Annotated in this window: 25 protein-coding genes and 1 tRNA gene; 13 read left to right on the top strand and 13 right to left on the bottom strand. The window is 66.1% G+C overall.

All coding sequences use genetic code 11. The features are described from left to right. Positions 1-135: 135 nt before the first annotated feature. Both ychF and V6N07_RS15725 read right to left on the bottom strand, forming a co-directional pair. On the bottom strand, positions 136-1,233 hold the full coding sequence (gene ychF, locus V6N07_RS15730) for a redox-regulated ATPase YchF (RefSeq protein WP_371157494.1): 1,098 nt from the start codon (positions 1,231-1,233) through the stop codon (positions 136-138). Positions 1,234-1,316: 83 nt separating this feature from the next. Then, a complete protein-coding gene (locus V6N07_RS15725; protein ID WP_371157493.1) occupies positions 1,317-1,502 on the bottom strand; it encodes a hypothetical protein in 186 nt (61 codons plus the stop codon). Positions 1,503-1,726: 224 nt separating this feature from the next. Here V6N07_RS15725 and trpA point away from each other — a divergent pair, with 224 nt between their 5' ends. Next, positions 1,727-2,518 (top strand): tryptophan synthase subunit alpha, encoded by a 792-nt coding sequence (gene trpA / locus V6N07_RS15720; RefSeq protein ID WP_371157491.1) that lies wholly within the window; start codon positions 1,727-1,729, stop codon positions 2,516-2,518. An 8-nt stretch (positions 2,519-2,526) separates the two neighbouring features. After that, entirely contained in the window at positions 2,527-3,081 is a 555-nt protein-coding gene (locus V6N07_RS15715) for a hypothetical protein (RefSeq protein ID WP_371157489.1), read from the top strand. Positions 3,082-3,093: 12 nt separating this feature from the next. On the opposite strand, the gene V6N07_RS15710 is transcribed toward V6N07_RS15715, so the two are convergent. Next, positions 3,094-3,450 (bottom strand): hypothetical protein, encoded by a 357-nt coding sequence (locus V6N07_RS15710; RefSeq protein ID WP_371157488.1) that lies wholly within the window; start codon positions 3,448-3,450, stop codon positions 3,094-3,096. Between the two features lie 3 nt (positions 3,451-3,453). Beyond that, entirely contained in the window at positions 3,454-4,143 is a 690-nt protein-coding gene (locus V6N07_RS15705; RefSeq protein WP_371157486.1) for a DUF599 domain-containing protein, read from the bottom strand. Between the two features lie 103 nt (positions 4,144-4,246). On the opposite strand from V6N07_RS15705, the gene V6N07_RS15700 reads away from it, so the two are divergent. The 7 genes from V6N07_RS15700 to V6N07_RS15670 all read left to right on the top strand — a co-directional run bounded on the left by V6N07_RS15700 (position 4,247) and on the right by V6N07_RS15670 (position 10,333). Beyond that, on the top strand, positions 4,247-5,680 hold the full coding sequence (locus V6N07_RS15700; RefSeq protein ID WP_371157484.1) for an FAD-linked oxidase C-terminal domain-containing protein: 1,434 nt from the start codon (positions 4,247-4,249) through the stop codon (positions 5,678-5,680). A 51-nt stretch (positions 5,681-5,731) separates the two neighbouring features. Further along, positions 5,732-6,817, top strand: coding sequence for an FAD-binding protein (locus V6N07_RS15695; RefSeq protein ID WP_371157611.1), 1,086 nt, complete (start codon positions 5,732-5,734; stop codon positions 6,815-6,817). Beyond that, complete coding sequence (locus tag V6N07_RS15690; RefSeq protein ID WP_371157482.1) at positions 6,817-7,170, top strand: hypothetical protein; 354 nt, start codon at positions 6,817-6,819, stop codon at positions 7,168-7,170. Before V6N07_RS15695 ends, V6N07_RS15690 begins: the two co-directional genes overlap by 1 nt. Then, a complete protein-coding gene (gene glcF, locus V6N07_RS15685) occupies positions 7,170-8,576 on the top strand; it encodes a glycolate oxidase subunit GlcF (protein WP_371157480.1) in 1,407 nt (468 codons plus the stop codon). The genes V6N07_RS15690 and glcF overlap by 1 nt, the downstream gene beginning before the upstream one ends. 179 nt (positions 8,577-8,755) lie before the next feature. After that, positions 8,756-9,559: a serine protease gene (locus tag V6N07_RS15680; protein ID WP_371157479.1), complete on the top strand. Its 804-nt coding sequence runs from the start codon at positions 8,756-8,758 to the stop codon at positions 9,557-9,559. A gap of 80 nt (positions 9,560-9,639) precedes the next feature. Continuing rightward, a complete protein-coding gene (locus V6N07_RS15675) occupies positions 9,640-10,212 on the top strand; it encodes a hypothetical protein (RefSeq protein WP_371157477.1) in 573 nt (190 codons plus the stop codon). Between the two features lie 38 nt (positions 10,213-10,250). Then, positions 10,251-10,333: transfer RNA gene (locus V6N07_RS15670), tRNA-Leu, on the top strand. A gap of 102 nt (positions 10,334-10,435) precedes the next feature. On the opposite strand, the gene V6N07_RS15665 is transcribed toward V6N07_RS15670, so the two are convergent. The 5 genes from V6N07_RS15665 to V6N07_RS15645 form a co-directional block, all read right to left on the bottom strand. Beyond that, the gene (locus V6N07_RS15665) at positions 10,436-11,248 is read right to left on the bottom strand and encodes a lytic transglycosylase domain-containing protein (RefSeq protein ID WP_371157475.1); all 813 of its coding nucleotides are present in this window, start codon (positions 11,246-11,248) and stop codon (positions 10,436-10,438) included. Positions 11,249-11,314: 66 nt separating this feature from the next. Then, positions 11,315-12,772: a cobyric acid synthase gene (locus tag V6N07_RS15660; protein ID WP_371157473.1), complete on the bottom strand. Its 1,458-nt coding sequence runs from the start codon at positions 12,770-12,772 to the stop codon at positions 11,315-11,317. A gap of 4 nt (positions 12,773-12,776) precedes the next feature. Continuing rightward, a complete protein-coding gene (locus V6N07_RS15655) occupies positions 12,777-13,550 on the bottom strand; it encodes a lysophospholipid acyltransferase family protein (RefSeq protein ID WP_371157471.1) in 774 nt (257 codons plus the stop codon). 9 nt (positions 13,551-13,559) lie between these two features. After that, positions 13,560-14,447: a cell division protein FtsX gene (locus V6N07_RS15650; protein WP_371157609.1), complete on the bottom strand. Its 888-nt coding sequence runs from the start codon at positions 14,445-14,447 to the stop codon at positions 13,560-13,562. 17 nt (positions 14,448-14,464) lie between these two features. Continuing rightward, positions 14,465-15,142 carry a cell division ATP-binding protein FtsE gene (locus tag V6N07_RS15645; protein ID WP_371157469.1) on the bottom strand — a complete coding sequence of 226 codons (678 nt, stop codon included), beginning with the start codon at positions 15,140-15,142 and terminating at the stop codon, positions 14,465-14,467. A gap of 195 nt (positions 15,143-15,337) precedes the next feature. Here V6N07_RS15645 and V6N07_RS15640 point away from each other — a divergent pair, with 195 nt between their 5' ends. Next, on the top strand, positions 15,338-16,387 hold the full coding sequence (locus V6N07_RS15640) for a zinc-ribbon domain-containing protein (protein WP_371157467.1): 1,050 nt from the start codon (positions 15,338-15,340) through the stop codon (positions 16,385-16,387). A 33-nt stretch (positions 16,388-16,420) separates the two neighbouring features. Here V6N07_RS15640 and V6N07_RS15635 read toward each other — a convergent pair whose 3' ends face one another. From V6N07_RS15635 to V6N07_RS15625, 3 genes are read right to left on the bottom strand one after another with little or no spacing between them, the layout of a single operon-like run. Then, positions 16,421-19,027, bottom strand: a complete 2,607-nt coding sequence (locus V6N07_RS15635) for a DUF4175 domain-containing protein (protein ID WP_371157465.1) — start codon at positions 19,025-19,027, stop codon at positions 16,421-16,423. Between the two features lie 30 nt (positions 19,028-19,057). After that, entirely contained in the window at positions 19,058-20,332 is a 1,275-nt protein-coding gene (gene lysA / locus V6N07_RS15630) for a diaminopimelate decarboxylase (protein WP_371157463.1), read from the bottom strand. After that, on the bottom strand, positions 20,332-20,640 hold the full coding sequence (locus V6N07_RS15625) for a DUF2834 domain-containing protein (protein WP_371157461.1): 309 nt from the start codon (positions 20,638-20,640) through the stop codon (positions 20,332-20,334). The genes lysA and V6N07_RS15625 overlap by 1 nt, the downstream gene beginning before the upstream one ends. A 252-nt stretch (positions 20,641-20,892) precedes the next feature. Here V6N07_RS15625 and V6N07_RS15620 point away from each other — a divergent pair, with 252 nt between their 5' ends. The 3 genes from V6N07_RS15620 (at position 20,893) to V6N07_RS15610 (ending at position 25,177) form a co-directional block, all read left to right on the top strand. Further along, positions 20,893-22,539: an electron transfer flavoprotein-ubiquinone oxidoreductase gene (locus tag V6N07_RS15620; protein WP_371157459.1), complete on the top strand. Its 1,647-nt coding sequence runs from the start codon at positions 20,893-20,895 to the stop codon at positions 22,537-22,539. A gap of 156 nt (positions 22,540-22,695) precedes the next feature. After that, positions 22,696-24,390, top strand: coding sequence for a tetratricopeptide repeat protein (locus V6N07_RS15615; RefSeq protein ID WP_371157457.1), 1,695 nt, complete (start codon positions 22,696-22,698; stop codon positions 24,388-24,390). Continuing rightward, positions 24,365-25,177: a 4-(cytidine 5'-diphospho)-2-C-methyl-D-erythritol kinase gene (locus V6N07_RS15610; protein WP_371157455.1), complete on the top strand. Its 813-nt coding sequence runs from the start codon at positions 24,365-24,367 to the stop codon at positions 25,175-25,177. Before V6N07_RS15615 ends, V6N07_RS15610 begins: the two co-directional genes overlap by 26 nt. Before the next feature lie 16 nt (positions 25,178-25,193). On the opposite strand, the gene V6N07_RS15605 is transcribed toward V6N07_RS15610, so the two are convergent. Further along, a complete protein-coding gene (locus V6N07_RS15605; protein ID WP_371157453.1) occupies positions 25,194-26,222 on the bottom strand; it encodes a polyprenyl synthetase family protein in 1,029 nt (342 codons plus the stop codon). Positions 26,223-26,239: the final 17 nt, after the last annotated feature.

Here is a 26,239-nt window from a genome sequence, read left to right as displayed (position 1 = left end):
CGCGTCCGAGTCGCGCAAGGTTTCGCCGGGCCCGCTACACAGTTTCGAGAGGGAACGCGGCGCACCTGCCACGGTTTTGCCACATTCCGCCGGTGGAACGGCACCGGCCTGCCGGGTGGCGCGGCCTTGCGGCGTTCAGGTGTTGAACAGGAAGTGCAGCACATCTCCGTCCTTGACGGTATAGGCTTTGCCTTCCGCGCGCATCTTGCCCGCCTCCTTGGCCGCCTGTTCGCCCCCAAGGGTAACGAAATCATCGTAGGCGATCGTTTCAGCCCGGATGAACCCCTTTTCGAAATCGCCGTGGATCACACCGGCTGCCTTCGGGGCGCTGGTACCCTTGGGAATCGTCCATGCGCGCGCTTCTTTCGGCCCCACGGTGAAATAGGTCTCCAACGACAGAAGCTCGTAGCCCGCGCGGATGAGGCGGTCCAATCCCGGTTCTTCCAGCCCCATCTCGCCCAAAAACTCCGCAGCTTCCTCATCGGACAGCTGGGCGATTTCCTCTTCGATCTGTGCGCTGATGACCACATGCGCGGCGCCCTGTGCGGCCGCCATGGCGGCAACGGCGGCGGAATGGGCGTTTCCATCGGCGGCCGAACCTTCGTCGACGTTGCAGACATACAGGATCGGTTTGGCCGTCAGAAGTTGCAGCAGACCCCAGGCCCGCGCGTCATCCTCGGCCACCTCGACCGTCCGCGCGGGTTGACCGGCCTCCAGCACTTCAAGGGCGGCTTTCAACAGACGCTCCTGCTGGACGGCTTCCTTGTCGCCGCCCCGCACCTTGCGCGACAGACCCTGAAGGCGCTTTTCGATGCTTTCCATGTCGGCGATCATCAATTCCGTCTCGATGATCTCCGCGTCCTCGACCGGGTTCACGCGATCTTCGACATGGGTCACGTCGCCATCGTCGAAGCACCGCAGGACATGGGCGATCGCATCCGTTTCCCGGATGTTGGCAAGAAACTGGTTCCCGAGGCCTTCACCCTTGGAGGCGCCTTTGACCAGACCGGCGATATCCACGAAGGTCATGCGCGTGGCGATGATCTGCTTGGATTTCGCGATTTCCGCCAGACGATCCAGACGGGCATCGGGCACGGCCACGTCGCCGACGTTCGGATCGATGGTGCAGAACGGGAAATTCGCGGCCTGCGCGGCAGCAGTGCGCGTCAACGCATTGAACAGGGTCGACTTGCCGACATTCGGCAGACCCACAATACCCATCTTGAAGCCCATGACGCCCTCCGGTTGAGACCGCGACGCCATACCCGTGCGGCTCCGTCGGGGCAAGGCCGGTCCGACGCGGCATGGCCCGCGCGTCAGCGTTGCTTGTTGCGACGTTCGAAAATGATGAACCACGCCAGCAGGATGAACATCGGATGGGTCAGGCCCCCCGAAAAGATCAGGGCGGGAATCCAGATCAGGAACGTCACGATCCCGAGGATCGGGCGACCGGCAAGGAAGATCGACAGCGGGGGCAGCAGGATGGCGAGCAGATAATTCATATCAGTGAAATGGTATCGCCCCCCCTGTGGTTCCAGAGAGACTGCGCAACAGATCGCATTTTGCGTGTTCCGGGACCGCGGTATGACCTTGTCGCGATATCCGTGCAGCATCTGTGCCCCCGTCGCCCCCGGGCATGCCGATCGCACCGGGAACCGGCGTGCTGATATTGACCTCCCGTGCGATCCGGCGCACTCCCGTGACGCGCAGACATCCGGAGGGGCCCATGACCCGCATCGACGATACTTTCGCCCGCCTCAACGCCGAGGGCCGCCGCGCCTTCGTCTCCTACGTGATGGCGGGGGACCCCGATGCGGCCACGGCGACCGAGATCGTGCTGGGCCTGCCCGGCGCGGGCGTCGACATCATCGAGCTTGGCTTGCCCTTCACCGACCCGATGGCCGATGGCGCGACGATTCAGCTTGCCGGCCAACGCGCCCTTGATGGGGGCATGACGCTGGATGGAACGCTGGATATCGTTCGTGCCCTGCGCGCGGTCGACGATACCACGCCCGTCGTCCTGATGGGCTACTACAACCCGATCTATTCGCGCGGGGTGGACCGTTTTCTGGAGCAGGCGAAGGAAGCCGGGGTCGACGGTCTGATCATCGTGGATCTTCCGCCGGAGGAGGATTCCGAGCTTTGCATCCCGGCCCAGGCCGCTGGTCTGAACTTCATCCGTCTGGCCACGCCCACGACGGATGACAAACGTCTGCCGAAGGTCCTGCAGAACACGTCGGGGTTCGTCTATTACGTCTCGATCACCGGTATCACCGGGACCGGGTCCGCAAGCGCCGGAAAAGTCGGGCCCGAGGTGGCGCGCATCAAGCAGTCGACGGATCTGCCGGTCATCGTCGGCTTCGGGATCAAGACCCCGGAGGCCGCGCAGGAGATCGCGGGCGTGGCCGATGGCTGTGTCGTCGGCTCCGCCATCGTCGAGCGTATCGCCAGCGGTGACAGCGTGGCGGACGTTCTGGCTTACGTCAAATCCCTCGCCGACGGCGCCCACGCGGCCTGAACATGTCGATGAAAGCGCCCCTCTTCCTGCTCATGCTGAGCGTGGCCGGACTTGCGCTTACCTTCGTCAACGCGGATTTTGCCGACTGGCAGTTGGTCGCGGGCGCCTGTGTTCTGGCTTCGGCCCTGCTGCTTCTGCTCGGGGCCTTGCGCGCGCTGCGCCGCAAGGAGGTCATCCTCGATGGTTCCAACGTCATGTACTGGAACAATGGCACGCCCGATCTGCGCAGTGTTCAGGCAGTGGTCGACATGGTGGCCGCGCGGGGTCTGCGTGCCGGTGTGATGTTCGATGCCAATGCCGGCTATCTGCTGAGCAACAGCTACCGCGATGACGCGTGGTTCGCGCAGGCGCTGGGTCTGCCTCAGAACCGCGTGGCCGTCATGCCGAAAGGCACTCCGGCTGATCCCGTGATCCTGACCGCGGCGCGCGACCGGAATGCGCGGATCATCACGGATGACCGGTTTCGCGACTGGGTCGTAGACTTTCCGGAGGTGCGCCAGAAAGGCCACCTGATCCGGGGCGGATTTCGGAACGGAACGCTGTGGCTCGACCCGACGAGCTAGGCGTGCACCGCATCAGGGTGTCAACGTGACCTCGAACGGGGCACCCCACCCATGCACGCTATCATGCGCCTTCACGAATACCGTCGACAGGTCCGCCGGAATGGCCACGCCGCGCAGGGATCTGGTGAAGGGTTGCTCCGTCTCATGCGGATGCAACAGCGCACGGTGGCCGATCTCCGCACCCTTCGCGTCGAATATGGACCAGCCGTCCGCGTAGTGGTCCCACCCGGTGTCACCGTGACGCACCGTGACGGCAAAGGTCCACCCATCGGTGCCCCGGCGCGCCTCGACCTTCTCGACGACGGGCGCATCGGCCAGCAGGGCGGCGGGGAGCAGGGCGAGGGGCAGGGCGAGGATGAAGCGTGTCATCCCTCAATCATCCAACAACACGCTGCGGGATGTCGACGCAAATTCCCGTGACAGGACCGCCCGCGCGGTCAATGCCGTTCCGATCAACAGGCCCCATGGCCCCAACACCCATGCCAGGGCGGCGAAGGCGAAGTAGATCGAGCGCAGGCCGCGATTGAAGTTGAGGGCGGCGCGGATATTGATCTCGGCCGCTTGCGCCGCGCGGGGCAGGGCGCGCGGATCCGCCTTGTCGTTCGGGGTCGCGGCCATGACCACCGCGCAATAGCCGAACAGGCGGTTCGACCAGATGAACTTGAAAACCGCATAGGTCAGCAACAGGGCGACAACAGCCAGTTTCGCCTGCCAGAATGCCGCCGGCTGACCTTCCGCGCCGACGCCCATCACGATGCTGTCCAACCGTTCGGCGTTGCCCGCAAGGGCAAGGACACCGCCGACGGCGATGATCGACGCCGAGGTCATGAAGGTCGTGCCCTGTCGCAGGCTGCTCAGGATCGTGGCGTCGAAGATGCGTGGCTGACGCGTGACCATCTCGGTCATCCATTCCCTCCGGTAGTCCCGCATCAACACCGTGACGGAGGTGCGCGCCTTGGGCGGATGTTCGATCAGCCAACCGCACACTAGCCACGACAGGATCAGCAGGGTCAGGGCGACAAGGTCCAGCCACGCGAAGGAGGAAAGGAGCAGCGAAATCATGCCAGATGCCTAGCAGAGGCGATGAGACTTGCCATTTGGGAAATTGGTTATATTATCTTACCAATATCAACGATACCCGTTCCCGACATCCGAGGTGCCGATCATGGAAATGCCGAAGCCCGATCCATTCGTGCTCGACCGCAAGGCCGAACTGGTGGCACGCCTGCTGACCGTGTTGCCCGAGGATGCGGTGATTCACGATATCGAAGAAACGCGCGCCTATGAATGCGACGCGCTGACGGCCTATCGCTGTCCGCCGCTGGCCGCGGTCCTGCCACGCAGCACCGAAGAGGTCAGCAAGGTCCTGGCCATCTGTCATGACATGAACGTCCCCGTCGTCCCGCGCGGCTCCGGCACATCGCTGGCCGGTGGCGCCCTGCCGACCGCCGATTGCGTGATCCTAGGGGTCGCGCGCCTGACAGAGGTTCTGGAAACCGACTACGACGACCGCATCATCCGCGTGCAGACGGGCCGCACCAACCTGTCGGTCACCGGCGCGGTCGAGGCGGACGGCTTCTTCTACGCCCCCGACCCGTCGTCGCAGCTGGCCTGCGCCATCGCGGGCAACATCGCGATGAACTCTGGCGGGGCGCATTGCCTGAAATACGGCGTCACCACCAACAACCTGCTCGGCGTCACGCTGGTCCAGATGGACGGTACCGTGGTCGAGATCGGCGGCGCGCACATGGACGCTGCGGGCCTCGACCTGCTGGGCGTGATCTGCGGCTCCGAGGGGCAGTTGGGCGTCGTGACCGAGGCGACGCTGCGCATCCTGCCCAAGCCCGAGGGTGCGCGCCCCGTCCTGATCGGTTTCGACAGCCTGGAGGTCGCGGGCGCCTGCGTGGCCGACATCATCAAGGCGGGCGTGTTGCCCGTGGCAATCGAGTTCATGGACCGCATCATCATCCGCATCGTCGAGGATTACGCCCACGCGGGCTATCCCGATTGCGAGGCCCTGCTGATCGTGGAGGTCGAAGGCTCCGACGCCGAGATCGACGAACAGCTGTCCCTGATCGAGCAGATCGCGCGCCGCCACGACCCGGTCGAGTTCCGCCAGTCGCAATCCTCCGACGAGGCGGCCAAGATCTGGCTGGGCCGCAAATCGGCCTTCGGCGCCACGGGCCGGATCAGCGACTACATGTGCCTCGACGGCACGATCCCGGTCAGCGAACTGCCCCGCGTCCTGGCGGGCATCACCGAGCTTTCGAAGAAATATGGCCTCAACGTCGGCAACGTCTTTCACGCGGGCGACGGCAACATGCATCCGCTGATCATGTATGACGCCAACAAGCCGGGCGACCTAGAGCTCTGCGAGGATATGGGCGCCGAGATCCTCAAGCTCTGTGTCGACGTGGGCGGCTGCCTGACCGGCGAACACGGCGTGGGCATCGAAAAGCGCGACCTGATGGGGCATCAGTTCCTGCCCGACGACATGGAGGCGCAGATGCGCCTGAAGGATGTCTTCGACCCCAAGTGGCTGCTGAACCCGGCCAAGGTGTTTCCCCTGTCGGTGACCGAAAACCGCCGCTCCGCCTGAGGTGGGCGGCGTGTCTGGATATTTGCAGGAACAAAGAAGGATGGCCCGGTGCTGAGACCCGAGACCGAAGATCAACTGGCCGACATCCTGCGGGGGGCGAACGGCCCCCTGTCGCTGCGCGGCGGGGCCACGCGGCACGTGCCGGGCGCCGGTGAGGCGCTGACCACGAGCGCCATGACGGGGATCACCCTGTACGAGCCGGGCGCGATGACCATCGTGGCCCGTGCCGGCACGACGATGGCGGAGTTGGAGGCGGCTTTGGCGGAGGAGAACCAGCGTCTGCCGTTCGAGCCGATGGACCACCGCGCCCTGTTGGGCACCGACGGCGTGCCGACCATCGGCGGCGCCGTGGCCATGAACGTCTCGGGCCCGCGCCGCATTACCGTGGGCGCCTGCCGCGACAGCCTGATCGGCGTGCGCTTCGTCGATGGCACCGGAGCCGTGGTCAAGAACGGCGGCCGGGTGATGAAGAACGTCACCGGTTACGATCTGGTCAAACTGCTCGCCGGGTCGCGCGGACGGCTGGGTGTCCTCAGCGAGGTCAGCCTGCGCGTCCTGCCCGCAACGGCGGCGCGGGCCACCATCCGCCTGAGCGGTCTGGGCATCAGCGATGCGGTGGCGGCCATGTCCGCGGCCCTCGGCTCCCCGTTCGAGGTGAACGGCGCGGCGCATGTGGCGAACGGCGATCCGGTGACCCTGCTGCGGATCGAGGGGTTGGAGGCCTCCGTCACCTATCGCGCGGGCGAATTGCGCAAGCTGTTGTCCCGCTTCGGCATCGTCGAGGTCGAAATGGACGGGAGCGACACGGCAGCCTGGGACGCCGTGCGCGATGCCACCATGTTCGCAGGCACCGACGAGGACGTCTGGCGCATCCATTGCCGCCCCAGCCACGCCGCCGATCTGGTCGCCCGACTCGATACCACGCGCGTCATGCTGGACTGGGGCGGTGGGCTGATCTGGGCAGGCCTGCCCGCGGGGACCGACGCGCGCGCCCGGTTGGGCGCTTTCGCGGGCCACGCCACGCGCGTCCGCGGCCCCGGCCCCGGCGCGGAGCAGCCCGAGGCACCGGCCCTTGCCGCCCTGACCGACGGCATCCGCGCCCGGTTCGACCCCCGTGGATTGTTCGAGGTGACTTGATGGGTCTGATCGTCCTCCCATCCCTAATAGCCGTTTCACTGATAGTTTCAGTAATCGTCGCAATGATGCCGAGAGGCGCGCCAGCCTTGGCGGCCGTTCTCATCATTCTCATCTCGGCGGCGTTGATATTCTTCGGTGGGGGGGACGCCGCGCCTTATGAAGCGGCGCGTGTCTTTATGCGCAAGGGAAGTGCGCTCTTTGCAGTTTTTTCAGCGCTGGCGGTAGGCATAGCACAGGCCGTCAGATGGCAGACGAAGAATATGAGCGTTTACGAGTATATCGGAACCGCCATTGCTTGCGGACTTGTTGCGCTCATCGCACCCTGGTTTTTCCTTTATTTGATTGAAATGTAATGCAGACCACCTTCACCCCCGAGCAACTGGCAGATCCGTCGACCGCACGCAGCAACGAGATCCTTCGCTCCTGCGTCCACTGCGGGTTCTGCACCGCCACCTGTCCCACATACCAGGTGCTGGGCGACGAATTGGACAGCCCCCGTGGCCGCATCTACCTGATCAAGGACATGCTGGAGAACGACCGTCCGGCGGACGCCAAGACGGTCAAGCACATCGACCGCTGCCTGTCGTGTCTGGCCTGCATGACGACTTGTCCATCGGGCGTGCACTACATGCACCTCGTCGATCACGCGCGGGAGCATATCGAGAAGACCTACAAGCGCCCGATGATGGACCGGCTGCTGCGCTGGACCCTGTCCAAGGTGCTGCCCTATCCCGGTCGGTTCCGCCTTGCCCTGCTGGGTGCCAAGATGGGGCGGCCCTTCGCCTTCCTGATGCCGGATGCGCGGCTCAAGGCGATGCTGGCGATGGCGCCCAAGGTCATCCCCCCGGTCAGCCGCAACGACGACCCCCAGACCTTTGCCGCAGAAGGGCCGCGCAAGATGCGCGTGGCGCTGATGACGGGCTGCGCGCAGAAGGCGCTGAACACCGACATCAATGACGCGACCATCCGCCTGCTGACGCGCATGGGCGCCGAGGTGGTCGTGGCCGAAGGGATGGGGTGCTGCGGCGCGCTGACCCACCACATGGGCAAGACCGACGAAAGCCATGCCTCCGCCGCCGCCAACATCAACGCCTGGATGCGGGAGGCGCGGAACGGCGGTCTGGACGCTATCGTCATCAACACCTCCGGCTGCGGCACGACGGTCAAGGACTACGGCCACATGTTCCGCAACGACCCGCTGGCCGAGGATGCGGCCAAGGTCAGCGCGCTGGCCAAGGACGTGTCCGAGGTGCTGATGGACCTCATGCCGAAGGACCATCCCTATACCACGCCACCGCGCCCCGCGCGCGACGGCGTCGGCGGTGTGCCGACGGGGCGGGTGCCCGACGACTTGGGCGCGGGGCCGATGCAGGTGGCCTATCACGCGGCCTGTTCGTTGCAGCATGGCCAACAGATCAAGGGCGCGCCCAAGGACCTGCTCAAACGCGCCGGGTTCACCGTGCTGGAGCCGAAGGATCCGCATCTGTGCTGCGGCAGCGCGGGCACCTACAACCTGATGCAACCCGAGATTTCGGGCGAATTGAAGCGTCGCAAGGTCGCCACGCTGGAGGCGCGGGCACCAGATGTCATCTCGGCAGGGAACATCGGTTGCATGATGCAGATCGGCTCCGCAGCCTCTGTGCCCATCGTCCATACGGTCGAACTGCTGGATTGGGCGACCGGCGGGCCCGTGCCGCCTGCCATCGCCACGTTCGAGCCGGGCGTCCCCGCCAAGGCGCAGCCCCCCATGCTGCGCTGATCGGCGGCGCAGGAAACACCGCCTGATCGCGGCGAAAGCGGGGCAATCCTTGTGGATTGGCCCGCAACCGGACGCAATTCCCGCCCCCGCGCCGCGAAAGTTTCCAGAACTGGCAACAATCGCGTCCCCGTCACGCCGCCTTCGCCCCCTAGCAAGGGAGCAACAGAAGGGGTGTTTCGATGTTTCGCACAGTTCTCAAGGTCTTCGCCGTGGCAGCCGTCTGCATGCATGCCATGTCGCCCGCCGCCGCTGACGACAGCCGCCTGCATACGCTGAGCACTGCGGACGACAGCCGGGGCTGGGAAGCCGTCGGACGCCTGAACTTCGGCTTCGACGGGTTCTGCACGGCGGCGCTTGTCACCTCGGACATCGTGATGACGGCTGCGCATTGCCTCTATGACAAGACAACCGGCGAACGGGTTGCCGCCGAGGACATCGAATTTCAGGCCGGTCTTCGGTTTGGCCGAGCCGAAGCCTATCGCGGGATCCGCCGCATCGTGATCCACCCCGATTACGATTTCGGCCGTGATGACCGGCTTGGCCGGGTCGGCGCCGATATCGCCCTGCTGGAGTTGGACCGCCCCGTCCGGTCTGGTCATGTCCGCCCCTTCCGCACGCAGTTCCGCGTCAACGCGGGACAGACGGTTCAGGTCGTAAGTTATGCCAAGGACCGGGCCGACGCGCCGTCCCGGCAGGAAGCCTGTTCCATCCTTGCCCGTGACAACGAGATCCTCGTTCTCAGCTGTTCGGTCGACTACGGCTCCTCCGGTGCGCCGGTGTTCATGAGCTTCAATGGCGAAGCCCGCATCGTCTCGGTCATCTCTGCCAAGGCCGAATGGGAGGGGCGCGAAGTTGCACTTGCGGCCGTGATGGAAGGACAGCTGGATGCCTTGATCGCGGAATTCGCCCGCACCCCCGCCATGGCGCCGGTCGGCAAGACCCTGTCCGTCAGCGATGCGGTATCGACGTCCTCGGGCTACTGATCCGCGGGGGCCGCGACCGGCTGGGCACGGCCTTGATGTTGTGATTTGACGTTCGGGCGTCGGGCGCCACCATTTCGTCCATGACAAGGACCACGCGTGCCATTGCCGCATTCGTTGCGGCCACCCTGACCACCGGCGCCGCGATAGCGCAGTGTCCCGAGGGTCCCGATATCGAGGCCCGGCTGGACATCCTGCTGGATGAGGTCAGGGCCGCCCCCTCCGAACGGGAGGCCCGCCTGATTGGACAGCGGCTCTGGTCCCTCTGGGCGACGGCGCCCGATGCCCATGCACAGGACCTGCTGGACGAAGGAATGGCCCGGCGTGCGGCGTTCGATCTGCGCGGCGCGCTGATCGCGTTCGATGCGCTTGTGGCCTATTGTCCCGACTATGCCGAAGGCTACAACCAGCGGGCCTTCGCGAATTTCATCCGCAGCGATTTCGAGGCGGCGCTGCCGGATCTGGATCGGGCCATCGCGTTGCAGCCACGCCATGTCGCGGCCCTCGCCGGGCGAGGTCTGACCCTGATTTCCCTTGGGCGCGTGGCCGAAGGGCAGGCCGCCATTCGCGATGCGCTCGTCTTCAATCCATGGCTGACGGAACGTCGTTTCCTGACCCTGCCCACGCATGCGGCGCCCGATGGGACGGAGCTGTGACTTGCACTTGGCCTGCGCCTCTGGCTAAGCGGGGGTATGCGGGTGTGGTGGAATGGTAGACACATCAGACTTAAAATCTGAAGGGGCATGCCCCGTGCGGGTTCGAGTCCCGCCGCCCGTACATCGCCACTGACAAGGCGCCGCTGAACGCGCGTTGATGGGCCGCAAGGTCGTTCGGTCAGGCACGGATCGCGCCCGACCTGTCGTGTGGCGTGACGCGGCCTTAGCGGACGCGTTCCGCCGAATAGGCGATCGCGCGCTGATAGTTGCCGCTGTCGTTCCAGGCGGACAGCACGCGAAAGTTCGACGTCCCTTCACCGAACGGCTGCCCCGCGCGCCAGCCGTTCGCGCGCAGCATGTTCGCCGCCGAGGCCAGCGCATCGACCGCATTGTAGGGATCGGCGCGTCCATCACCCGTGGCGTCGACGCCGAAACGCGCCCAGTTGCCGGCAAGGAACTGCATGTGCCCAAGCTCGCCCGATGGGCCGCCCTGTGTCCGGCCATCGATGATCCCGCGATCGGCCATCGACAGGGCGGCAATCGCATGGCTTTCGAAACGGGGGTGGCGCCGGCAATAGGATGCCAGCGTGACCGCACCATCAAGGATCGGCGTGCGACCGGTATAGCCCCCCCAGGATGTCTCCAGCCCCCAGATCGTCGCAAGGATCGAACCGGGCACGCCGTAGGACCGCTCCAGCGCCGCGAAGGTGTTCGCATTCGCATCGACCTTGCGCTGCACCTGCGCGATGAAGGAATCCGCCGTGCCGCCGGACCGTTTGGCAAGGAACGTGGCGGGATTGCCCTGTGACACGCCGGACTGGCTGGCCGGGTTGGATTCGAACCGCCACGTGATGCCGGACAGTTGCGCGCCCTGCAGGGCCTGCAACCCGCGCTGGCCCACGCCTGCGGCCGCCGCATCGCGCGCCAACCCTGCCTTGTAGTTCGGGAACTGGCTCTGACTGGTGATGCATTGCGCGGCAATCGCCGGGGATGCCGCCGCAACGGTCAGGGCAAGGGCAGTGAAAAATCGGCGCATCGGGATCTCCGGCAGGAAAGAAAAAGGTTGGATACGTGTTAGCATGGTCCCCGCAGGGGGCAAACGCTATGCGCGAACGGGGCCGGCGAGCGCATGGAGGGCGTCGAGGTCCAGACATCCTGCAAGATGGTCTGCCAGCGTGTCGAGCGTTGCCTCGACCCCCGCGCCATAGTCGAAGGCTGTGCCCTGCGCGCCAAGACGCGCGAGATAGGCGGCGCGGAAGGCATCACCGTTGAACAGGCCATGCAGATAGCATCCGCGCACACGTCCATCCGCGCTGGCCGCCCCGACGGCATGGCCGTCACGGCTGAGCCAGGCATGGGCCGTGTCCGGACCGGCGGTTTCGCCCAGATGAATCTCGTATCCTCGCACCGGCGTGCCCGATGCGATGTCACGGGCGGCGACACGGGCAAGGTGTTTCGTCGGTGCCATCGTCGTCTCGACGTCGAGGTGCCCCAACCCGGGGACGGTGCGGGCCGGCCCCTCAAGGCCCAAGGGGTCCGCGATGCTGCGGCCCAGCATCTGGTATCCGCCACAGATGCCCAACACATGCCCACCGCGCCGCACATGCGCCGCGAGATCGATATCCCAACCTGCCGCGCGGAATGCCTCCAGATCCGCGATGGTCGTCTTTGATCCGGGAATCAGGACCAGATCGCAGACGGGCAGTGGATCGCCCGCTTTCACGATCTCGACCGACAGGCCGGGATCGTTCGACAAAGGGTCGAGGTCGTCGAAATTCGCGATCCGATTCAATCGCGGCACGGCGATGCGAAAGCCGCCGTCCCGTCGCGCCGACCGGATGTCCAGGATGTCCTCGGCAGGCAGGCGGCTGGCCTGATCGAACCACGGGACGACGCCCAGTGGCGCCCATCCGGTACGGTCCGCGATTTCGGTCATGCCATCGTCGAACAGGGTCACGTCCCCGCGAAACTTGTTCACGAGGAACGCCTTGATCCGTCCCGCGTCCGCGGGCGACAGGACGGCGTGGGTGCCGACAAGCTGTGCGATCACGCCGCCACGGTCGATGTCACCTGCAAGGACGACGGGAACATCCGCCGCCTCGGCAAAGCCCATGTTCGCGATGTCCCCGGCGCGCAGGTTGATCTCGGCCGGGCTTCCGGCGCCTTCGATGATGATCAGGTCCGCCCCGCCGGCAAGGCGTCGATAGCTTTCGATGCAGGCCCCGAGGAGCTGCGGTTTCAACCGGGCGTAGTCGCGGGCGCGGACCGTCGCAAGGCGCTTGCCCTGAACGATGACCTGGCTGCCTGTGTCCGTCTCGGGCTTGAGCAGGACGGGATTCATGTCGATCATCGGTTCGACCCCGCAGGCCATCGCCTGCAGCGCCTGGGCGCGCCCGATCTCGCCCCCGTCGGCGGTGACGGCGGCGTTGTTCGACATGTTCTGCGGCTTGAACGGCCGGACGCGCAAACCCCGTTGCGCAAAGTGGCGGCACAGGCCCGCGACCAGCATCGATTTGCCGACATTCGACCCGGCGCCCTGCACCATGATGGCCCGCGTCATCGCGTCAGCCCTTGATCACGGGGTCCGGCACCTCTGGCAGGGCGGGCTTGGGCGCGGTCTCGGCAATGGGGAAACCCGCCTCGGCCATCAGCCGGTTTGACGCGGTTTCGACCTTTTCGTTCAGCAGGGCCATGAAGGTCGCCCGGTCCAGACCGGGGGGGATTGGGTCAAGGAACTCGACCACGCCAAGGCCCGGTTTGCGCAACAGGCCACGCTTGGGCCAGAAGACGCCGACGTTCGTCGCCACTGGATAGCACGGCTGGCCCAGTTGCTCATAAAGCGCGTAGGTTCCGATCTTGTAGGGGGCGACGACACCCGGCGCGACACGCGTGCCTTGCGGATAGATCAGAAGCTGCCCGCCCGCCCGCTTGCCGGAGCGCACCTCGGACAGCATCATCCTGACGGCCTCGGCCCGCTTGCCCCGATGGACGGGAATACACCCGAGGCGCAGGGCATAGGCCCCCAGAAACGGGGCAAAGCGCAAGATCGCCTTCATGACGAAGAATCCGCGTGGCATGGCGACCCAGATCATCAGGATGTCGAGGAACGACTGGTGTTTTGCCGCCACGAGGGCGGCTTCGGTCGGGGGCGTGCCGCGCACTTCCGTACGCAATCCGGTGAGCACGCGCAGAAGCCACAGCGTGTGTCGCGCATAGATGTCGCAAGCGCGCCGCGCGCCGTCCGGCGACATGATGGCCCAGGGCGCAAAGACGATGCCGATGACGGCCATCCAGACATACATCGTCACGTTGAACACGAGGGATCGGATCAGTTGCATCAGGTGCCCCTATTGGAAACGGACAAGGGCGCGCAGCGCCGCGTGGCGTGTGGCGGCGAACGCCACCCCCGCACAGATGAGCGGGATCAGCAGCGGCAGCAACCAGCCCGCGCCCGAAAAGGCCAGCCCGGTCAGAAACCCGCCCGCCGCTTCCGCCGAGGGCAGGGCGGCGATCGCGATCATCCCGAGGACCGTGCCGCCCGCGGCCCCGGTCAGGGCGCGCAGGGTGAACCGCCGAGTGAAGGCTCGCGCCACGTAGGCATCGCGCGCACCCACAAGGCGCAGAACGCGGATCACCTCGGAATTGGCAGACAGGGCCGCCTGCGCCCCGAGGGTGACCATCGCGCCCAGCGTCGCCGTGATCAGCAGAAGCGCCACCCAGCCCAACAGCCGCAGGCGCCCTGCGGCCTCTACCAGGGGAGCGCGCCACCGGGTGTGATCGTCCAGAACCGCGCCGGGCACCTCAGCGGCCAGACGCAGGCGCAACCCCTGCGCATCCAGATCCTCGCCCACCACTTCGACCAGCCGGGGCAGGGGCAGGCGGTCGAGCGGCAGGTCGGGGCCAAGCCAGGGTTCCAGCAGCGCGGCCTGCTCCGACGCATCCAGCGCAGAGGCGGAGGCAACGCCCGGTGTGGCCTCCAGAATGGCAAGGACGGCATCGGTCTGCGCCTGCCGCTGTTCGGCGGGGGCCGAGATGCGAATTGTCATGGCCTGTGCAAGACTGTCCGACCACCGTTCGGCCAACCGCCCGGTCGCAAGGGTCAGCGCAAGAGCAAAGACCGCAAGGAACGCCATCGCCGCGGAGGTCAGGACCGTCAGCCACACGGTGAACCCCGTGGGCGGGACCACGCGGTCCGCCTGACGATCCCCGATGATCAGAGCCAGAACGGCGCCCATCTGCTCGGCGGCGGCCCTCACAGGTCGGACCCCGCGGCCTGAATGCGGCCCCCCGCGAGGCGCAGGACACGGGCGGACACCTGCGCCTTGGCTGCGCGGATCAGCGCAAGGTCGTGCGTCGCCACGAGGATCGTCTTCCCGAGGCGGTTCAGTTCGGCCAGCAAGGTCAGCAGGCGCTGCGACATTTCCCAGTCGATGTTGCCGGTGGGTTCGTCCGCGATGATGACGTCCGGGTCCATGATGATCGCACGGGCAAGGGCGGCGCGCTGCCGCTCACCACCGGACAGTTCGGGCGGACGGGCGTGGGCGCGGTGTGACAGGCCGACCCATGCGATCAACTGTTCCAGGCTTTCGGCGGCTGCGGCGACGTTGCGTCCGGTGACCGTCAACGGCAGGGCAAGGTTTTCCCGGATCGGCAGGTGGTCGAGAAACCGGCAATCCTGATGCACGACGCCGATGCTCTGCCGCAGGGTCGCGAGGGTATCGCGGCCCATGGACCGGCTATCGCGCCCGAACAGTTCGACAACCCCGGCCGACGGCTTCAGGTCGCCGTAGCACAATTTCAGCAGGGTGGTCTTGCCCGCGCCCGAGGGGCCGGTCAGAAAATGGAACGATCCCGGCGACAGGGTCAGGTCAATGCCCCCGAGGATATCGCCGCCGCCATAGGAATATCCTGCGCCCTTGAGTTCGATCACGGTACCTTGCCTGCTTTTCGGGCGATTGCTCGGGACCTTCTGCCCCAGCCATAGTTTTGACGCAATCCATGCGCGGCAGTCACGTCAGGCCCATTGCGTGCCGTGGTGGCGGCGTCCGGGGGTTGACACTGCGGCAACGATAAGGCGCGTTAGGGGCGACTGTTTTAACTTCTTGCAAGGACACGCCCGGACCCCATGCGCCTGACCTGTCCAAATTGCAGCGCCCAATACGATATCGCCGACGACATGATCCCGGCCGGCGGGCGTGACGTGCAATGCTCGAATTGCGCCACCACCTGGTTCCAGGAAGGCCGTAGCCGACCCGCCGCGTCGGAACCGCGGGCCGAGGTTCGGAGACCTGCGCAGAAGCCGGATACCACAAGGCAGACGCCGGCGGTCGACCGGCAGATGCCCGATGACTGGTCGGAGCCGTCGGCTTCCCCCGACACGGGTGGCGGGGCGGACGCGTCGGCGCCTGTGGCGGAGGACCCTGCGCCCCGCCGTCCCCTGGCGGATCAGAAAACTCTGGATATCCTGAGGCAGGAGCGCGCGCACGAGGCGCGCAAACGTGCGGCAGATCGCCGCCGCAAGACGCCGTCGGCGCCCGATCCGGATGAAATCGATGATTCCGTCGAGGCGTCGCGCGCCGCGGCGGCCGCCGAACGTGCGCGCATGGCCACGGCTGCATCCGTCGCCCGTGCGCGCCAGGCCGTCAGTGCCGCCTCCGACCCCGAGGACGTCGCGCCTATGCCGACGCCGAAGGCCAAGGGGCCGGCACCGGCCGTCGAGGCGCCGCCTGCCGATGACAACGACGACGTCGCGGATGCCATCGCAATGGCGATGCAGGATGCGATCGGGGATGAGGCACCGGACGATTTCGATGACGGGCTGGAACCCGACCCGGCCGCGGGAAATCGTCTGTCCCGCCGGGATCTGTTACCCGACATCGAGGAAATTAACTCCTCCCTCCGCCCCGATGAACGCGCGATGGAAGCGAACGGCGTCACGGAAGACGACGAACCGGAGCCCGTGGCCGCCACCTCCGGCTTCGGCGTGGGGTTCATGATCGTGATGTTCCTCGTGATCGTCGCCGCCGGGATCTATGCGTTCGCGCCGCAGATCGCAGGGTTGATTCCCGGTTCTGCCGAAACGCTCGCAAGCTATGTCGCATGGGTCGACACCAAGCGCATCGCCCTCGAGGCGAGCGTCAACGACCTGACCGCGCGGATCCTGCCGGTTGACTAGGGGCACCCCGGTGCCCCGGCTGGCGCGGGTTTGCTAGAACCGCTCCAGCAAGCGCTTCAGATAGTCCAGTTCGATCTCCGGCCGGTCCCGTTCACCGGACCGGCGGCGGATCTCGTCCATCAGGTCGCGGGCCCGTCGGGCGGCGTCCGGTCCGCCCAGCTGGTTGTCTTCTGTGCCCAGTTGCCCGCCTTCGCCGCTCTGACGTCCAAGCGGATCGCGGCGGAAGCCGTCGCCCTCCTGTGTCGAGGCCTGACCCCGGTTCTGGCCCTCGCCGTTCTGACGTTCTTCGGCCAGGGCGCGGCCAAGTTCCTGCATGCCGTCCCGCAGGGCATCCATGGCCTGCGCCTGATCATCGAGCGCACCGCCGAGGTTGCCGTCCGCGAGGTCTCTTTCCGCCTCGCGCATGGCCTCTTCGGCGCGCCCGAGCGCGTCGCGCGCCGCATCGCCGGCGTCCGTGCCCGCGCCGGGCAGGTTGTTGCGCAACTGTTCAAGGCCGCGGCGCAGTTGTTCCTGCCGTTGCGCGAGGGTTCCGGCGCCGTCCTGCTGGCCACCCTGACCGTCCTCGGCGCCGCCTTGCTGACCGGGGTTTTCCGCCCTCTGGCCGCCGCCGCCCTGTCCGTCCTGCTGGCCTTCGGCCTCGCCTTGGCCTTGGCTGTGGTCGGTGCCACGTCCCTGGCCCTGACCGTTGGGCCCCTGGTTCTGTGCGCTGTCGCCCGCCTGTGCGTTCGGATTGAACTGCTCCTGCAGTTCCCGGAACGCCTCGTCCGACAGGCCCTGCTGCTCGCGCAGCTGGTCGCGCAGATCCTCCATGGCCTGCTGGCCTTCGCCTTGCTGACCCTGGCCACCCTGACCCGGCTGGCCTTGAGTCACCTGCATGTTTTCCATCATCTCCTGCAGCTGGCGCAGCAGTTCCTGTGCCTCGGCGGTGCGGCCCTGACGCATCAGCTCTTCGATACGCTCCATCATCTGATCGAGCATGTCGGGCGTGATTTCCTGGGTTTCGCCCTGCGCCTGCTGCTGTTGCTGGCCTTGCTGTGGCTGCTGCTGGGCCAGTTGCCGGGTGTATTCGTTCATCGCGTCGCGCATTTCCTGCGTCAGTCGCGCGATTTCCTCGGGAGAGGCGCCTTGCCGGATGGCCTCGGACAGGCGGTCCTGTGCCTGGCGCAATTGCTCCAACGCGGAATCCAGTGAATTCTCTTCCAGCCGAATCGCGGCCTGCCAGAGCATTTCAGCCACGTCGTCGCGCGCTTCCAGTGTCAGGGGACCGGCCTCGAGCCGTCGCAGCGCCATCCGCGTGACGAGATAGGCAGAGGTGTTGTGGAACAGCTCGTCGGCCTTCCACGTGATGGCGCGCAGTACCTGTGTCACGCGTTGCTGGTTGGCACGTGCCCAGAACAGGTCGCGGCGCTGTTCCATCAAGGCGGCGGCGACGGTGTCATAGAAGGGGCGGCCGGGCAGCACGATCCTGTGTTCCGTGCTGCCGGTCTGATCCGCGGCATCGGTCACATCGAAGGTCGCGGTCACGGGCATTCCCGCCAGCGGATGCTTGGTCAGGTCTGCGCGGAACACGTCGATGATCTCGGTCCGGCCACCGGCAATCGGCAGGGGCATGTCCAGTGTCAGCGCCTCGCGCGGCTCCGGCTCGACCATCAGGCCGTGACGCCGTTCGGCGGCATCGGCGTCAAGGGCGAGCGTGACGCTGGCCGATACGACACCGTAGTCATCGCCACCCCGCCACGGCAGGGTGACCTGATCGGGATGTTCGAAACCGGGGTCCCCGTCGAGGGCGATATCCGGCGGGGTGTCGGCCATGACCCGAACGCTCCAGAGCGGGGCGTCGTCGAGGCCGTCGATCGACAGGGTGCCCGACTGGGCAACGACGAAATCCTGTATCGGCGCCGAGGGGTCGGTGACATCGCGCCCGGACACCGTTTCGGTCACCGACAGGGCGCCAACCTCACCATACAGGCGCAAGGTCACACGGGATCCTTCGGGCACGTCGACTTCGCCGGGGGCAAGGGCAGACAGGGCGATCGTCGGCAGACCGGTATAGCGCGGCGGCTCCAGCCAACCTTCCCATGCGGGTCCGGTGGCGATCGCAGGTTGCCGCGTGGCGGCAAGCGGCGCCTCGGGCACCCGCAGAACCGTTCCGAACAGCAAGCCGATCGCGGCCAGCAGAACGGCGATATAGCGGATCGCGTAGGGATCGCGGGTCGACACGCGCAGGTCCGGGGCGACGGCGCGGGCATCCGACAGGCGGGCGGCGAGACGCGCGCGGTGCGCCTGCCATACGGCGGCGGAGGCGCTGTCCGAGGCGCCGATAGCCTGATTTTCTGCCAAGGTGGCAAGGGGCCGCCCGGGCAGCGTCGCATCGAGGCGGTCGCGGGCGTCGGACATCGTCGGGCGTCGAAACACGCGCAGGCCAAGGAAGACAGCTACCGAAAGCGCCACGAGTCCGGCGGCCAGCAGGCCCGCGGACCAAATCGGGGGCAGGGCGTCGACCGACCAGATCGCGAGGCTCAGAAACAGGATGGTCCAGACGGGCCAGAAGGCCCGCGTCACACGTTCCGCCCACAGGCCCACATGCGTCAGTCGCAGCTTACGCGTGAGGTGTGCATCCGTCGGTCTGTCGTCGGCCAAGGGTCTCTCCCTGTTGGGTGTGACCCGACCTTATGCGTGGTCCAGCCATTCCGGTATGGTATCGCGGGAAATCATCTCGTCAAAGGTCGGGCGTTGGCGGATCACCGCGTATTGATCACCACGGACCAGAACCTCGGGGATCAACGGGCGGCTGTTGTACTCGCTCGACATGACCGCACCATAGGCGCCGGCGCTGCGAAACGCGATCAGGTCGCCGGCCGCCAGCGGCACCATGTCGCGCCCCTTGGCGAAGGTGTCGCCACTTTCGCAGACCGGGCCGACGATGTCGTAGGGCCGCTGCTCGATCCCGGGTGCGGGTTCGGCTACGGGGACGATGTCATGGTGCGCGCCGTACATCGCGGGGCGGATCAGGTCGTTCATGGCGGCATCCACGATCAGGAAATCGCGGCCTTCGCCTTCCTTGACGAAAATCGTCTCGGTCATCAGGATGCCTGCGTTACCGGCGATCAGGCGACCCGGCTCGATTTCGATCTCGCAGCCCAGATGGCCGACTTCCTCGCGGATGACCTGCCCGTATTCCATCGGAACGGGCGGGGCGAGGTTGGAGCGAGCATAGGGAATGCCAAGCCCGCCCCCGAGGTCCAGACGCGTGATCTCGTGCCCGTCCGCGCGCAGCGCCTCGGTCAGATCGGCAACCTTGCGATAGGCTTGGCGAAAGGGATCGAGATCGACGAGTTGAGAGCCGATATGCACATCGATGCCGACGACCTTCAGGCCGGGCAATCCGGCAATCTCGGCATAGACGCTGCGGGCCTTGGCGATCGGGATGCCGAACTTGTTCTCGGATTTGCCGGTCGCGATCTTTTCGTGTGTCTTGGCGTCGACGTCCGGATTGACGCGGACCGTGACAGGCACCTCGACGCCCATTTCCGTGGCCACGCGTGAGAGCAGCCGCATTTCCGGCTCGCTCTCGATGTTGATCTGGCGCACGCCCCCGGCAAGGACGTGACGCATCTCGGCTTCGGTCTTGCCGACACCGGAAAAGACGATGCGATCCCCCGGCACACCGGCGGCACGGGCGCGGCGATATTCACCTTCGGACACGACATCCATGCCGGCGCCGGCATCCCCCAGCAGTTTCAGGATCGCCACATTGCTTGCCGCCTTGACCGCATAGCAGACGAGGTGCGGCCCCCAGGCGAGGGCCTCGTCGAACAGGCGGTAGTGCCGCAGAAGGGTCGCGGCGGAATAGACGTAGGCCGGGGTGCCGACCGCCCGCGCGATATCCATCAGGGACACGTCTTCGGCGTGCAGAACGCCGTCTTGATACAGGAAGTGGTCCATTACCGGCTCCGAAGCAGAAGGTAGAGGGGCAGGCCCAGCGACACGCCCACGAAATAGGTTGCCGGAATCGCCACCAGCGGCAGCCACCTGCGCCGCGTCACGCATTCCCAGATGATCCAGACCGTCAAGGTGACGGCCGCGACGGTCAGGTCCCAGACGAGGCCGCTGCTGGCATCATTCGTGTGCCAGGCGTCGACCATCGCCCCGATGTTCCAGTCGTTGGCCGAAAGCCACGGCAGGAAGTATCGCATCGGCAGAATGACGCCAAGGATGCACAACACGATCATCACGACGCGGAACGGGGTCATCGGCCTCTCCTTCAGCCCAGGGTCGCGCCCCCTTAGCGGACCAGAGCCTGCCTGCAAAGCGTTGCAGCCGGGGGCCGAGGTAAACGAGCCAAGAAGACGCAGGCCAACGCCCGTGGCGGGGGGCTTCTGACCGGTGCGGTGGCAGGCTGCGCCCCCGCCCCTGTGCCGCGACAAAGCGCTGCGTCACAATTGACCCTCTGTCATCTCGTCCCCATACCGTCTTGGAGCAGCGAAACGAGGAGATTCACCGTCATGGCCGAAACACCGATCCGCGAAAGCATGGAGTATGACGTCGTGATCGTGGGCGCCGGACCTGCCGGCCTGTCCGCCGCGATCCGGCTCAAGCAGCTGGATCCGGAGCGGTCGGTCGTGGTCCTCGAAAAGGGGTCCGAGGTCGGTGCGCATATCCTGTCCGGTGCGGTGCTGGATCCCGTCGGTCTTGATGCGCTGATCCCGGACTGGAAAGAGCGGGGCGCCCCCCTGAACGTGCCCGTCACCTCGGACAGCTTCTATGTTCTCGGCGAGGAGGGGAAGGTGCGGGTGCCGAACTTCGCCATGCCGCCGCTGATGAACAACCACGGGAATTATGTCGTTTCGATGGGCAACGTCTGTCGCTGGATGGCCGAGCAGGCAGAAGAGTTGGGCGTGGAGATCTTTCCTGGCATGGCCTGTTCGGAAATCGTCATGGACCGGTCGGGGGTCAAAGGCGTCGTCGCCGGTGAGTTCGGGCGCAACCCCGACGGCACCGAAGGCCCGGGATACGAGCCGGGCATGGAATTGCATGGCAAATACGTCATGCTGGGCGAAGGCGTGCGGGGCAGCCTGTCCAAGCAGGTGATCTCGCGCTTCGGGCTCGATGATGCGTCTGACGTGCAGAAGTACGGCCTCGGCATGAAGGAGATCTGGGAAATCGACCCGGAGAAGCATCAGCCCGGCAAGGTCGTGCACACGATGGGATGGCCCCTCGGCAGCAACGCAGGCGGCGGCAGCTTCATCTACCACCTCGACAACAATCAGGTCTACGTCGGCTTCGTCGTCCACCTGAACTACAAGAACCCCTATGTCTTTCCCTACATGGAATTCCAGCGGTTCAAGCATCATCCGATGGTTGCGGAACTGCTGGAGGGGGGCAAGCGCGTCGCCTATGGCGCCCGTGCAATCACCGAAGGCGGCTGGCAGAGCCTGCCCAGGACGGCTTTCCCCGGCGGGGTGCTGCTGGGCTGTGCCGCGGGCATGGTCAACGTGCCGCGTATCAAGGGCAATCACAACGCGATGCTGTCGGGCAAGGCCGCCGCCGAGGCCGCGCATGCGGCGATCGAAGCCGGTCGCTCCGGCGATACGCTCGACGAATATGACACCGAGGTCCGCACCGGCGCGATCGGCAAGGACCTGAAGCGCGTGCGGAACGTCAAGCCGCTGTGGTCGAACTACGGCCTTGCGGCGTCGCTGACCATCGGGGGGGCGTCCATGTGGATGAACAACCTGATCGGTTGGTCGCCCTTCACGGCCAAGCACGGCAAGTCCGACGCCGAGGCGACCGAGACGCACTTCGGCCATCAGCCGATCGATTATCCCAAGCCCGATGGCAAGCTGTCCTTCGACAGGCTGACCAATGTTGCCTTCAGCTTTACCAACCACGAGGAAAGCCAGCCTGCGCACCTCAAGCTGAAGGACCCCAAGGTTCCGGTGGACGTGAATCTTGCGCGATACGCCGGGCCGTCGCAGCGGTATTGCCCCGCCGGTGTCTACGAGTTCCTGGGCGAGGGGGCCTCGGCCAAGTTCCAGATCAATTTCCAGAACTGCGTCCATTGCAAGACCTGCGATATCAAGGACCCGGCACAGAACATCGTCTGGACCGTGCCGCAGGGTGGCGACGGGCCGAATTACCCCAACATGTGATGCCTTCGACGGGGCTGCCGGTGTGGCGGCCCCCTCAGATGCCAGACATGTGACCGCGGTGGCCCGCGCATGCGACCTTCGCGGCAGGGCACCCTGTTGCAAGCCGCAGGTAGGCTCAATAGCGTGACGTGACCCTTCGGTTTTGAGGACTTGTCCATGATGCTCCGCTCTTTCCTGCTCGCGTCTGCCATGATGTTGGCGCCGCTCACGGCCCCGGTATCCGCGCAGGGGGTGTCGGGACCCTATCTTGCGGCACGCATCGCGGGCTATGCGAACGATTACGCGGCGGCGGCGGACTACTACGACACCTTGCTGGCGCGCGGCGGGGCCACGCCGCGCATTCTGGAGAACGCGGTCGTCATCTATCTGGCTATCGGGGATGTCACGCGCGCCGCCGAGGCGGCCGAGGCGATGACGGAGGCGGGCTATCCCAGTCAGTTCGCCGACGGCGCGTTGCTTTTGTCGCTCCTGAAGGATGGCGACTACGATCAGGCGATAGACCTGATCGACTCGCGCGGGGTGGCGGGTGCCTTGCTCGACGGTCTGCTGCGCGGCTGGATCGCGGTCGCACAGGGCGATATCGCGGCCGCGACTGCCGCTTTCGATACCCTCGCCGAAACGGAGGGGTTCGGGCCGCTGGCGCATCTGCACCAGGCCTATGCCTTGGCCATGACGGGCGATTTCACCGGTGCGGATGACATCCTGTCGGGCCGCGCCCACGGGCCCATCGGCGTGACCACGCGCGGGATCGAGGCGCATGCGCAGATCCTGCTGCAACTCGATCGGCGCGCCGATGCGATGGACCTGCTGGATCAGGCGAACGAGGCGACGAACAGCCCGGTCCTGCAGGCCATGGCGACGCGGGTTCAGGCGGGCGAGGATATCCCATGGACCTTCATTACCCAGGGTCCGGATGGCATGGCCGAGGCCTATTTCACCCTTGCCGCCATTTTCGCGGGCGAGACGTCTTCGACCTTCACGCTGTTGTCGGCGCGCGCCGCCAATGTTCTGCGGCCCGATCATCTCGATGCCCTCGTCCTGACGGGCGAGCTGTTGGAGGAGCAGGGACAGTATACCCTTGCGAACGAGGTTCTGAACCGGGTTCCGCGCGATCATCCGTCGTTCTTCGGCGCGGAGATCACCCGCGCCGAGGTCTTGCTTGCCTCGGGCAAGGATGATGCCGCGGTCGAAGTTCTGTCCGCCCTGACGAAATCCCATGCCGATCGACAGGCCGTCTGGTCCGCGCTGGGGGATACCCTGCGCCGTCTCGACCGTTTCGAGGAAAGCGCCACGGCATACGAGCGCGCGGTGGACATGATCGAGGACGAGATCGCCCGTGACTGGTACCTCTACTATGTGCGCGGCATCGCCTATGAGCGGACGGACCGCTGGGATCTGGCCGAGGCGGACTTTCGTCGGGCCCTCGAACTCAATCCGGATCAGCCCCAGGTCCTGAACTACCTCGGTTACGGGCTGGTGGAGCAGCGGATCAAGTTCGATGAGGCGCTGGACATGATTCAGCGTGCCGTCGCGGCCCGCCCGGAAGACGGCTATATCACCGACAGCCTTGGTTGGGTCTATTACCGGCTTGGCCGCTATGAGGAGGCTGTGGAACCGATGGAACGCGCCGTCGCGTTGGAGCCATTGGACCCGATCATCAACGATCACCTCGGCGACGTCCTGTGGACCGTCGGTCGCAAGCGCGAGGCGGAGTTTCAGTGGCATCGCGCCCTGTCCCTCGACCCCGAGGAGGAAGACGCCGTCCGCATCCGCCGCAAGCTGTCGGTCGGTCTGGATGTCGTGCTGAAGGACGAGGCCGCCGCCGATGCCGCACAAGCCGCGCAAGAGTGATCACGGCTTGCATGTATTCGCACCCGCCAAGGTCAACCTGACGCTGCATGTGACCGGTCGGCGTGCCGACGGCTATCATCTGCTGGATTCGTTGGTCGCCTTTGCGGACGTTGGTGACGATCTGTACCTTTCGCCGGGCAGGGGGCTGACCGTGACGGGGCCGTTCGCGGCGGGTGTGCCGACAGACGACAGGAACCTCATCCTGCGCGCCTTGTCGCTTGCCGGGGTAGAAAGGTCGGTGCGGCTGGACAAGCACTTGCCGCATCCCGGTGGGATCGGCGGCGGGTCGTCCGATGCGGCGGCGGCCCTGCGGGTGTTGGATGTCGTGCCGCAAACCGCCGACTTGCTGCGGCTTGGGGCCGACCTGCCGGTGTGTCTGCCTGCGATTGCGGCCCGCATGCGCGGCATCGGTGAGGTGGTGGAGCCTGTTCGCTTGTCATCACTGCACGCCGTCCTGCTGCATCCGGGCGTCGCCTGTCCGACCGGCGCTGTCTTTGCCGCGTTGAAGACGACGGACAATCCCGGCCACGACAGCATGCCAACCGAAGATGGCGTGATCGACTGGCTGGCCGCGCAGCGAAATGACCTCGAGCGGCCAGCAATCTCGGTCGCGCCCGAAATCGAGACCGCCTTGGCCGCCCTTCGCGACGCTGGAGCGCGGATCGCGCGCATGTCCGGGTCCGGCGCGACCTGTTTCGGCCTGTTCCCCACGGCTCAGGCCGCCGCCGACGGTGCCCTCGCGTTGGACCGGCCTGGGTGGTGGGTGCGGGCCTGCACCCTGTCCTAGGGCACGGCCCGGCGGGTCAATGGGCCCGTGCGACGACGTAGTCCGCCAGATCCTCCAGCATATCGCGAAGTTCGCTCGGAGGGAGCGTCGCCAATGCCGTTCTGGCCTTGTCACGCCAGGCGAGGGCCTCCAACCGGGTTTCTTCCAACGTTCCGTGACGGGCCAGAATGGCGCGCGCGCGGTCGAGGTCGTCGGCCTGACCCTGTTCGAGCGCCTGTTTCCAGAAGGCCTGTTCGTCGTCGTCCCCCCGCGCGATCGCCCGGATCACGGGCAGGGTCAGCTTGCCTTCCCGGAAGTCGTCGCCGAGGTTCTTGCCGATATCATCCCCGGCACCGCCATAATCCAGCCAGTCATCGACGATCTGAAAGCTGATGCCGAGCGCGTCACCATAGGTGGCGAGGGCGCGGATATGCTCTTCCGGGGCATCGGCCGCGACGCCGCCGACCTCGGCCGCCGCCTGAAACAGGGCAGCCGTCTTGCCGCGCACGACCTGAAGGTAGGTCGCTTCGGTGGTGGCAAGGTTGCGCGCGGCGGTCAGTTGCAGCACTTCGCCCTCTGCGATGGTCGCGGCGGCACCGGACAGGATGTCGAGCATCCGCAGGGAGCCCGTCTCGACCATCAGCTGGAAGGACCGCGCGAAAAGATAGTCACCGACCAGCACGCTGGACTGATTGTCCCACAACAGGTTGGCCGTGGGGCGTCCGCGACGCTGATGGCTTTCGTCGACCACGTCGTCGTGCAGCAGGGTTGCGGTGTGGATGAATTCCACCGTCGCGGCCAGCTTGATGGGATTGTCGCCCACGGCGCCGCACATCTTGGCACAGGCAATCGTCAGAAGGGGGCGCACACGCTTACCGCCCGCATCGACAAGATGCGCGGTGACCTCGGGGATGCGGGGGGCATGTTCGGATGCCATGCGGGCGCGGATCAGGTCGTTCACCGCCTCCATCTCGGGCGCGCAGGCGGCGGCAAGACGGTCGTGCGGCTTGATCGGCGTGGCCTCTGTCATCGTGTCCTGTTCCTGCTGTGTCTCGACAAGGGGCATCGCGCCCCATACCTGTT

The organism is Jannaschia sp. 2305UL9-9, assembly GCF_041403465.1.
GTDB lineage: Bacteria > Pseudomonadota > Alphaproteobacteria > Rhodobacterales > Rhodobacteraceae > Jannaschia.
This window is presented reverse-complemented; position numbering and strand designations above follow the sequence as displayed.